The sequence below is a fragment of the Amycolatopsis sp. lyj-108 genome, from assembly GCF_046549005.1.
In the GTDB taxonomy this organism is placed as follows: domain Bacteria; phylum Actinomycetota; class Actinomycetes; order Mycobacteriales; family Pseudonocardiaceae; genus Amycolatopsis.
Genome location: NZ_JAJPWQ010000022.1, coordinates 34200 through 42579, shown reverse-complemented (window position 1 = coordinate 42579; position 8380 = coordinate 34200). Strand labels below are relative to the sequence as shown.

The window sequence follows — 8380 nt, the reverse complement described above, 5'->3', positions numbered from 1 at the left end:
CGCGCCGAGCGGGGTGCCTGAGGTCGAGGCGGCCGCGGCCTGCCGGGACAGTTCCTGCTCGATCGGCGAAAGAGCGCTGGCGACCCCCATGAGCACGCCCCAGAACCCCAGGAAGGCCACACTTTCGTCAGGTGTCAGCACCTTCCCGCTGAGGGTGATCAGCGCATAGCCGATTCCCGCGGACACGAACACCGAACTTCCCACGGCGCCCAAGGCCGCGGCGAATCTGGCGAACGGCGAACTCGACTGCAATTCCCACTCCTTCGACCTGGACACGATTTCGGTTCCACCGATGTGACAACACTGCCGCCTCGGTCCACTCGCAAAGTACCGCAAGCGGTGGACGACAAAGAAACCACGGATAAATACCGTCCTCCCTAAGACAAAGCAACCAAATCCACACTTACGGGGGGACGACAATGTCCAAGAAGTCCAAGCTCACACTCGCGGCACTGACCGCAGGAATCGCGGCGACCGGCGCCCTGCTGGCCCAACCCGCTACGGCAGCGCCGGCAGCCGCACAGCAATGTGGCCTCTATACCAACTGGGCTGGCGGGTACTACTACCACAACTGCGGCGGCACCGGCCTGGTCCGGTTCGATTTCGTGCGCTACGGGGGCGGCCCGTCCTCGTCCAGGACCCAGTGTATGGCCCCAAACCAGGAGGTCTACCTCGGCTGGGCCGGGGCACAGAAAGTCACCGCCACGCAAATCCAGGGCCCGTGCCGCCCCTGACCTGAAGGCGGGAATCACCGGATGACGACTTCCCGGAGCTCTCCTCAAGGAGGGCCATTTCCTCGGGAAGTCCCGACGGACACGCGCTTTCCGGACGGGGTCAAGGTCGGCATGTCTATCCCGCCGGGACGGCCCGGGACCACGAGCCCGCTCTCGTAGGCCATTGTGACAATACCGGCGCGGCTGGAGATTCCCAGTTTCACCATCGCGCGGTTCAAGTGGGTTTTCACCGTGGACTCGCTCACGAACAATTTCCTCGCGATTCGGGCGTTGTCCATACCCGTGGCGACCGCCCGCAGAACCTCGGTTTCCCGGGAAGTGAGCACAGACAGGAGGCGGGGAAGCTGCTCGCGATGCGGGGGAATGCCCGCGTAGGCTTCGATCAGCCTCCGCAGGACTGGCTGGGTGACGACAGCCTCGCGCTTCGCCGCTGAACGGACGGTCGCGGCGATTTCGTCGGCGGAGGCGTGTTTGGACAACACGCCTCGCGCTCCGGCCCGCAACCCGATCAAGGTGACCTCCAAGTCTCCGGACTCGGTCAGCAACAGCACCTCCGGAGCCACGTCGCCGCGCCCGTCCACCAGCCTCTCGACGATCTCGCCGTCACCCACCAAGCCGTCATCCAGCAAGACCACTCGAGGAGCGAGGTCGCGAATCCCCAAAGGAAGCCCCGCCCGCGAAGCCACAGTTGCCACCGCGCCCAGTCCGGCACGCTCCTCGATGACTACCTTGAACCCCGCGCTGAGCACCTCGTCGCACCCAGCCACCACCACACCAACCATCAGCCACCCGCCTCGTCGACACCGGCCATCATGATCGGGCCCGTCGTGTTCGCGCCTGCGGCCGCGAACAAGGAAAGCTTCTTCACGTAAATTCTCCTTGATTTCATGCGGCGTAACATTCACCACAATTCAGTGCGGTCCACTTTCGGAAAGAACCCATGAAAGGTTACGATATGCAGGTTCCAGGGGCGATGGTTCCGCATGATGGGTCGACGATCACCTGAAGGCGCAAAGTTGCCTATACTTGTTTCCGATGGCAGTCTTGCGGGGCATAGACACAAGCAGGGGGTCACGGTTCCCGCACTACCAGCGTTGGATTCGCCATCACGACCAAGGCAAAGAACATCGACGCCAGCATTGTCAGAGCCAACCTTCTTTTATTCTTCTCCCATCGCGGACTACTAAGAGCAGGCAAAGATTGTCCAGCATGGGGAATTCTGCATATCCCCAGCGTGGTCAAATTGTTTCACTGCACCGAAAATAGGTCAACGATTCCAGGGAAGCAAGGGAGGAAATACACTGTCTCCACCGTGAATTAATCACACCTTTGGCGGCCGCCTTCCTGCAGGAGCAGCAGGTAATCCGGCGTTCTCGCGCCTGCAGTTGCGACACGGTCAGCGATCGCGATCGCCCTCCCCGGTCGAGCGCGTCCGGCCGCTGACTGTCTGACCCCGTCAGCGGCGTGTAGGTGCCGCGCGGTAGCTGTTAGGAGAGGTGCTGGCCTTGCCGGCATTCCCCGAGCGCGCGGGCCAAGATCACGCTGGCTCGGCAGGTGCGCAGGTCTTCCCATACCGCCGAGGTGTTCCCGGCCGCCGCGAGCAGCAGTGGATGCGTTCGGCCTTCGGCTTGCTCGGCGAGGTAATAGACCCTCATGCGTTCTTCAGCGGTCTGCTCGACAGGTGGCTCCTGTTCGTTCTCCGAGGTCAGCTGGATGACGGTGGTGTTGCTAGTCGAAGTTGTTCCTACGCTGTCGGCACTCTGTTCCTCCCTGGGGCCGACAGCTTCGGTCCTGTGTCGTTTGAGCGCTCGGTTGAGTAGTTCGACGGCGAGGAGCAAGGCGAGAGGAGGGCAGGCGGCGACAATCACGCCGAACATGCTCAGGTCGGCTGCGGAGCCGACGTTGGCGCGAGAGCGAGATGCCGAAGACGAAGGCAAGCCATGCCGTCCAGCGGCCTCCGGCTCGGTCGCGGTCCACCGGCTTCCAGAGCTCGACGGTGGCGATCATGAGGAGGCCATCGACGATGAGTGGCCAGATGGCGGCGGTGGTGCGGTCTGCGCCGAATTGCAGCGCGAAGTCTCGTCCGTGGCGGTAGGAGGCGTAAGCGGCGCCGAGGGCGACCAGGGCTGTACAGCTGCACTGCACCGCCAGAGCCGGGTCACGCAATGCGCCGGATGTTGCTCCGCTCGTGGTGGTCACAGCGGTCACCGGGCGTTGCGACGGCGTCGTTCGATCACCGTCGTCGCGGAAATCCGCAGTTCACGAGAGGAAGGAGTCCATGTAGATGCTGTTTGTGCCCCCGGTGAGATTCGAACTCACACTGGACGGGTTTTGAATCCGTTGCCTCTGCCAGTTGGGCTACGGGGGCGGTGCGCGGTGAACTTTACGGGATCACGGGAGCGCGCCGTTCGCCGGGCCCGGGAGTGTGACGACCGTCTGACGTGGTGAACGCCATCTAGCCGTCTGGATCGTTCCCGGTAGGCTTCAGGTTCGCGGACAGACCGCGAGCCGAACTGCCCGACGACCTTCAGGAGGACCCCGGTGACCGAGCAGGCTGCCGAGGCCAATGGTGCCGTCGCCGCACCCCAGCGGCGGGTGCTCGTGGCCGAAGACGAGGCCCTCATCCGGCTGGACCTCGTCGAGATGTTGCGCGAAGAGGGCTACGAGGTGGTCGGCGAGGCCGGTGATGGCGAGCAGGCCATCAACCTTGCTACCGAGTTGAAGCCCGATCTGGTGATTCTCGACGTCAAGATGCCCAAGCTCGACGGGATCGAGGCCGCTTCCAAGATCACCGGTGACCGGATCGCGCCGGTCGTCATCCTGACCGCGTTCAGTCAGCGTGACCTGGTCGAGCGGGCGAGGGACGCGGGCACGATGGCGTACCTGGTCAAGCCGTTCGCGAAGCGCGACCTTGTGCCCGCGATCGAGTTGGCCGTGAGCCGGTTCGCCGAGCTCCAGGCCCTTGAGTCCGAGGTCGCGGGTCTCACGGACCGGCTCGAGACGCGCAAGGTCATCGACCGCGCCAAGGGGCTGCTGATGAGCCGTCAGGGGCTCACCGAGCCGGACGCGTTCCGGTGGATACAGCGCACCGCGATGGACCGCCGGACCACGATGAAGGCGGTGGCCGAGGCCGTCGTCGAGAGTATCGGCTGACGTCAGCTTTCGGTTTTGACGTACAGGCGCACGGTTCCGCCGCGGTGCGTGCGGAAATAGTCCTGGAGCTGTGCGCTGCTCGCGATGCAACCGGCGCTGGTGAAATCGTCGCCCGCCGTCCTCGGCAAGGCGACGGAACACTGCGCGAGATAGCTGAACTTGTCCGGCCACAGCACGAAGAAGGTCGCGCTCCCGGATCCCGTTCCGCCGTTGTTGCGGAACACGGCGCTCATCGAGCAGGCGTTGTCGTTGCACGGCCCGTTCCACTGCGACGAGCGCACTTGGAATTCCGGCCGGGCCGGCGGCGTCGTCCGGGTGGCTTGGGTGGTGGTCACGTCCGCCACGTCGGTGTTCGACACCGGTTCACGTGTCTTTTCCGGCTCGGTGGCCCGGGTCGTCCGCGGCGCGCTCGTCGCCGCCGCGAACGTCCGTGAAACCGGTGGCTCGCTGGTGGTGGACGGGTCGGGGTCCTTGAATGGATTGAACCCGGTCAGCGTATTGACGGCCACGAAAATGGCCAATACGCCGCTGACCGCGCCGATCATGACGGCCCACTTCTTGTATTCGGGCTCGTCGTCGGTTTTCTTCGGTTCGTCCCCCGACATGGGGCTCATCGTACGGGATCGCTCCGGCGCGAGGGAGGGACGAATTCCGTCTCCCTGAACTGTCCGCTGGGGGCCGATTCGTCCCAGTGCGACGTATTGACGCTGGTCAGCGCCGCTGTTTTATTCCCGTGTCCCGATCATCGCCGGCCGTATTGTCGTCGGACTGTCCGGTTGATGACGATGGAGCCCACCGCGACTCGGGTCGTGATAGGCGGCCAGGAATCCGACGCTGGGGTCGAATTCCGTGCCGGATAATGCCGCGAAGTGCGGTATCGGACAATGAAACGGCGAGGGAAACGGAAATGCGCGAAGTGAAGCGAATCAAGCGAGGGGACGGTCGCTCTCGGCTGGGAAACGAAGGCCGGTCAACTCTTCGGAGATCTTCCAGATCCGGCGCGCGTCATCCGTGCTGCGTAAGGGTGAATACAGCTTCTGTTCGGCGGGCGGGCCGGAGAGGTGGTTGAAGCCGCTGGGTCCGTAGAGGCGGCCACCTTCGGCGCTCGGCGACGTCGCGGCGTAGAGAGCGGGCAACAGCGCCGACTCCACCTTCCCGAACAGGATTCCGCGCGCGGCCAGCGTACGGATGAATCGCACCGTCATGGTGTCGCGGCCGCGGCCGATTTCCGGGCGCGCGGCGAGAAGGTTCGTGGGTGTCACCCCGGGATGGGAGAGGTTGCTCGTGATACCCCAGCCGTTGTCACGGCTGCGCCTGTCGAGTTCGAGGCCGAACAGGCCGAAGGCGATCTTCGACTGGCTGTAGGCCTGATCGCCGTTGTACTTCCGTTCCCACTGGAGATCGTCCCAGTTGAGGGAATGCCGTCCGGCGGCGATGCTGATCTGCGAAGTGATCCGGGCCTTGCCCGCGCGCAGAAGCGGAAGCAGCCGTGCCACCAGGGCGACATGCCCGAGGTGGTTGGTGCCGAACTGCAGTTCGAAACCGTCCTCGGTGGTCTGCCGGTCGGGCGGTGTCATCACGCCGGCGTTGGCGATCAGGAGGTGGATCGCCCGCCCTTCCTCGGCGAGCCGGTCCGCCAAGGCGGCGACCGACGTCAGTGAGGACAGGTCGAGATCACGCAGGGAGAGTTCGGCATCGGGGTTCTCGCGGCGGATTCGCGCGATCGCGGCCTCGCCCTTGCGCGGGTTGCGGACCGGCAAGACGACCTCCGCGCCCGCCGCGGCGAGCCGGTTCGCCAGCCCCAGGCCGACGCCGTCACTCGCTCCGGTGACCACTGCGAGCTTGCCCGTGAGATCGGGGACCGGGATGTCCGGCGTGGTCTTCGCCATCGTTCTTCTCCTCGGCTTGCTGGCTGACACCTGTCAGATTAAGGTCTATCTGACAGGTGTCAAGTTGAGTCACCCAGTTATTCGGGAGAATGAACGCATGGCGGCAGCGGGTGCGGGGCGAGGACCAGGGCGTCCCGGGGCAGGCGCGCGTCCGGTGCCCGCCGAGGCGGAGATCCTTCGGCGGGGGATGGAGGCTTTCGCCGAGCTCGGTTACGACCGGACTTCGGCGAGGGAGCTCGCGAGACGACTCGGCGTGAGCCACAACTTCATCAACGACCGCTATGGATCAAAGGCCGATTTCTGGCGGGCCGTGGTGGATTCGACCCTCGAACGCGACCAGCGAGACCGGCGGCGGCTGATCGAGGCCGACATGGACGACGCCGAGCGGGTCCGCGCCGTGATCGTCCACTTCTACCAGGCCGCCGTCGAGGCGCCCCTGCTCGGCCGCCTGCTCGCCGACGAATTCGCCCGCGAGTCCGAGCGTCTGGACTACCTGTACGAGCACTACGTGGAACCGACGTTGGGTCCGCTGGTCCCGGCACTCGAACGGCTCATGGCCGCCGGCCGGCTGCCCACCGTGCCCGTGGACGTACTGTTCTTCGCCGTGATCAGCCCGGTCGCCGGTCTGGTGCAACTGCCGCTCGCGCATCGGCTCGGACGTGCCCAGCCGGTCACGCGGGAAAGCCAGGCGCGCACCGCGCGCGAACTCGCGGAGCTGATCGTGGACGGGTTGTTCGGCCGGTCCACAAAGGATAGTCCGGTCGAGTAGTCCTCCGTCGTCCGAGAAAGCGTTCGCGCCACTCGTTCATGTGAACAGCGCGCGTTTGAAGATCACGTAGAGAGCGCTTGAGGCAGCCATCCGAATGATCCGTCCGGGTCGGCCGCAACCTGTGCGCGTGAAGATCCGCCTAGCAGCGAGTTTTACGCGGAGTGACTGTTAGCGTGCGGAGAGAAGTCGTGATCTTGGATGTGGAGGCATTCGATGAATCGTCTTGTCATAGCGGCGTTGAGCGCGGCATCCGCGGGCGCCTTGCTGATCTTGCCGAGTCCGCCCGCGGAGGCAGCGGCCGGCAGTGTGGTGGTCTTCTCCACCGAATTCCAGCGGCTGGACACCTTCAGGAATCCTGAGGGGTGCAACAAACTTCCTATCGCCGCCCATGTTCTGGCCAACCTGAGTTCTTCGGATCTGGTCATTCACGGCGATCCGTTGTGCCTGACGCCCGGCTTGACGGTCAGAGCGGGATACGGCTCCCACGTCGCTGCGGGTAGTGGCTCATTCTCGGTCAGCTGATCGGTTCGCGTGACGAGACTGAGGGGGTCCCGTGTCTGTCGACGTTGTCGTTGTAGGAGTCGGCTACGTCGGGCTACCGCTGGCGGAAGCCGTCGCCGCGGCGGGGTTGTCGGTCGTCGGGTACGACACGTCGCCGCGAGTGGCGGCCGCGGTGGCCGCGGGCCGTTCGCATGTGCCCGACGTGCCCGCGAGCCGATTGCGGTCCATGCGGGCGGGCGGGTTCACCGTGACGACCGATCCCGAGGTTCTCGGCGACGCGAAGACGATCGTGGTCTGCGTGCCGACCGGGCTGGATTCGGCGGGCGGGCCCGATCTCGCCGCCGTGCGAGCCGCGGCGGCGACGGTCGCCGAACAGTTGACGCCGGGCACGCTGGTGGTGATCGAGTCGACGAGTTTTCCGGGCACCACCGACGAGATAGTCCGGCCCATCCTGGAGAAATACGGTCTGACCGCGGGTAAGGACTTCTCGCTCGCCTATTCACCCGAGCGGGTCGACCCCGGAAACCGGCGCTTCGGCATCCGTAACACCCCGAAGGTGATCAGCGGCCAGACCCCGGCATGCGCCAAGTCCTGCGCGGAATTCTACGAGCGCTTCGTCGACACGGTGGTGGTGGCGCGCGGCACCAGGGAAGCCGAGATGGCCAAGCTGCTGGAGAACACCTACCGCTACGTGAACATCGCGCTGGTCAACGAGATCGCGATCTTCTGCGACCGGATCGGCGTCGACGTGTGGGACGTGCTGCACTGCGCCGCGACCAAGCCGTTCGGTTTCACGCCGTTCGTGCCGGGGCCGGGCGTGGGCGGGCACTGCATCCCGGTCGACCCCAAGTACCTGCTGGACAAGGCCGAGCGGGAAGGCGCCCTGCTCGGCGTCGTCCACGCGGCTCGCCTCGTGGACGACCAGATGCCGGAGCATGTGGTCCAACGGGTGACACGGCTGCTCGCCGAACAGGGGAAACCGTTGCGAGGCGCGAAAGTGCTCCTGCTCGGTGTCGCGTACAAGGCCAATGTGCCGGACACCCGCGAGTCCGCCGCCATCCGGATCGCCGTCCGGTTGCGCGCGCTCGGGGCCGACCTGTCCTACCACGATCCGGTGGCCGTCACGGTGCCCGAACTGGGGCCACCGGTGGCCGACCTCGACGAGGTGCTCCGTACCGCGGACGTCGCCGTCCTGCTGGTGGCGCACCGCGCCTATGACCACGGCCGCCTGGCCTCGACGGCCAGGTTGCTGTTCGACGTGACGGGACAGGTTCCCGGAAAGGAGGTCGTCCGTCTTTGAACGTTCCGCCCGGGGTGTGCCGGGCGGACGCCGG

9 protein-coding genes, 1 tRNA gene and 2 pseudogenes are annotated in these 8380 nt (G+C 65.4%); 5 read left to right on the top strand and 7 right to left on the bottom strand.

What is annotated here, in order from left to right; genetic code table 11:
• A pseudogene (locus tag ACLJO0_RS43740) lies at window positions 1-276 on the bottom strand (hypothetical protein); the annotation flags it as partial.
• Window positions 277-419: 143 nt separating this feature from the next.
• On the opposite strand from ACLJO0_RS43740, the gene ACLJO0_RS43735 reads away from it, so the two are divergent.
• On the top strand, window positions 420-734 hold the full coding sequence (locus tag ACLJO0_RS43735) for a hypothetical protein (protein WP_410585790.1): 315 nt from the start codon (window positions 420-422) through the stop codon (window positions 732-734).
• 44 nt (window positions 735-778) lie between these two features.
• Here the strand turns inward: ACLJO0_RS43735 and ACLJO0_RS43730 are convergent, their stop codons facing one another.
• From ACLJO0_RS43730 to ACLJO0_RS43715, 4 genes and pseudogenes are all read right to left on the bottom strand, one after another.
• Window positions 779-1516 (bottom strand): DNA-binding response regulator, encoded by a 738-nt coding sequence (locus tag ACLJO0_RS43730; RefSeq protein WP_410585789.1) that lies wholly within the window; start codon window positions 1514-1516, stop codon window positions 779-781.
• Between the two features lie 705 nt (window positions 1517-2221).
• Complete coding sequence (locus tag ACLJO0_RS43725; protein WP_410585791.1) at window positions 2222-2602, bottom strand: hypothetical protein; 381 nt, start codon at window positions 2600-2602, stop codon at window positions 2222-2224.
• 109 nt (window positions 2603-2711) lie between these two features.
• A pseudogene (locus ACLJO0_RS43720) lies at window positions 2712-2879 on the bottom strand (DUF2637 domain-containing protein); the annotation flags it as partial.
• A gap of 149 nt (window positions 2880-3028) precedes the next feature.
• Window positions 3029-3102, bottom strand: a tRNA-Leu gene (locus tag ACLJO0_RS43715).
• Window positions 3103-3275: 173 nt separating this feature from the next.
• Between ACLJO0_RS43715 and ACLJO0_RS43710 the strand changes: the two genes are divergently transcribed.
• Window positions 3276-3887 (top strand): ANTAR domain-containing response regulator, encoded by a 612-nt coding sequence (locus ACLJO0_RS43710; RefSeq protein WP_005157321.1) that lies wholly within the window; start codon window positions 3276-3278, stop codon window positions 3885-3887.
• A gap of 2 nt (window positions 3888-3889) precedes the next feature.
• Here ACLJO0_RS43710 and ACLJO0_RS43705 read toward each other — a convergent pair whose 3' ends face one another.
• Together ACLJO0_RS43705 and ACLJO0_RS43700 are read right to left on the bottom strand one after the other, a co-directional pair.
• Window positions 3890-4432 (bottom strand): hypothetical protein, encoded by a 543-nt coding sequence (locus ACLJO0_RS43705; RefSeq protein ID WP_410585788.1) that lies wholly within the window; start codon window positions 4430-4432, stop codon window positions 3890-3892.
• Between the two features lie 381 nt (window positions 4433-4813).
• A complete protein-coding gene (locus ACLJO0_RS43700; protein ID WP_410585787.1) occupies window positions 4814-5776 on the bottom strand; it encodes an SDR family oxidoreductase in 963 nt (320 codons plus the stop codon).
• Between the two features lie 97 nt (window positions 5777-5873).
• Between ACLJO0_RS43700 and ACLJO0_RS43695 the strand changes: the two genes are divergently transcribed.
• The 3 genes from ACLJO0_RS43695 (at window position 5874) to ACLJO0_RS43685 (ending at window position 8346) form a co-directional block, all read left to right on the top strand.
• On the top strand, window positions 5874-6545 hold the full coding sequence (locus tag ACLJO0_RS43695; protein WP_410585786.1) for a TetR/AcrR family transcriptional regulator: 672 nt from the start codon (window positions 5874-5876) through the stop codon (window positions 6543-6545).
• 213 nt (window positions 6546-6758) lie between these two features.
• A complete protein-coding gene (locus ACLJO0_RS43690) occupies window positions 6759-7067 on the top strand; it encodes a hypothetical protein (RefSeq protein WP_410585785.1) in 309 nt (102 codons plus the stop codon).
• 31 nt (window positions 7068-7098) lie between these two features.
• Window positions 7099-8346, top strand: a complete 1248-nt coding sequence (locus ACLJO0_RS43685; protein ID WP_410585784.1) for a nucleotide sugar dehydrogenase — start codon at window positions 7099-7101, stop codon at window positions 8344-8346.
• Window positions 8347-8380: the final 34 nt, after the last annotated feature.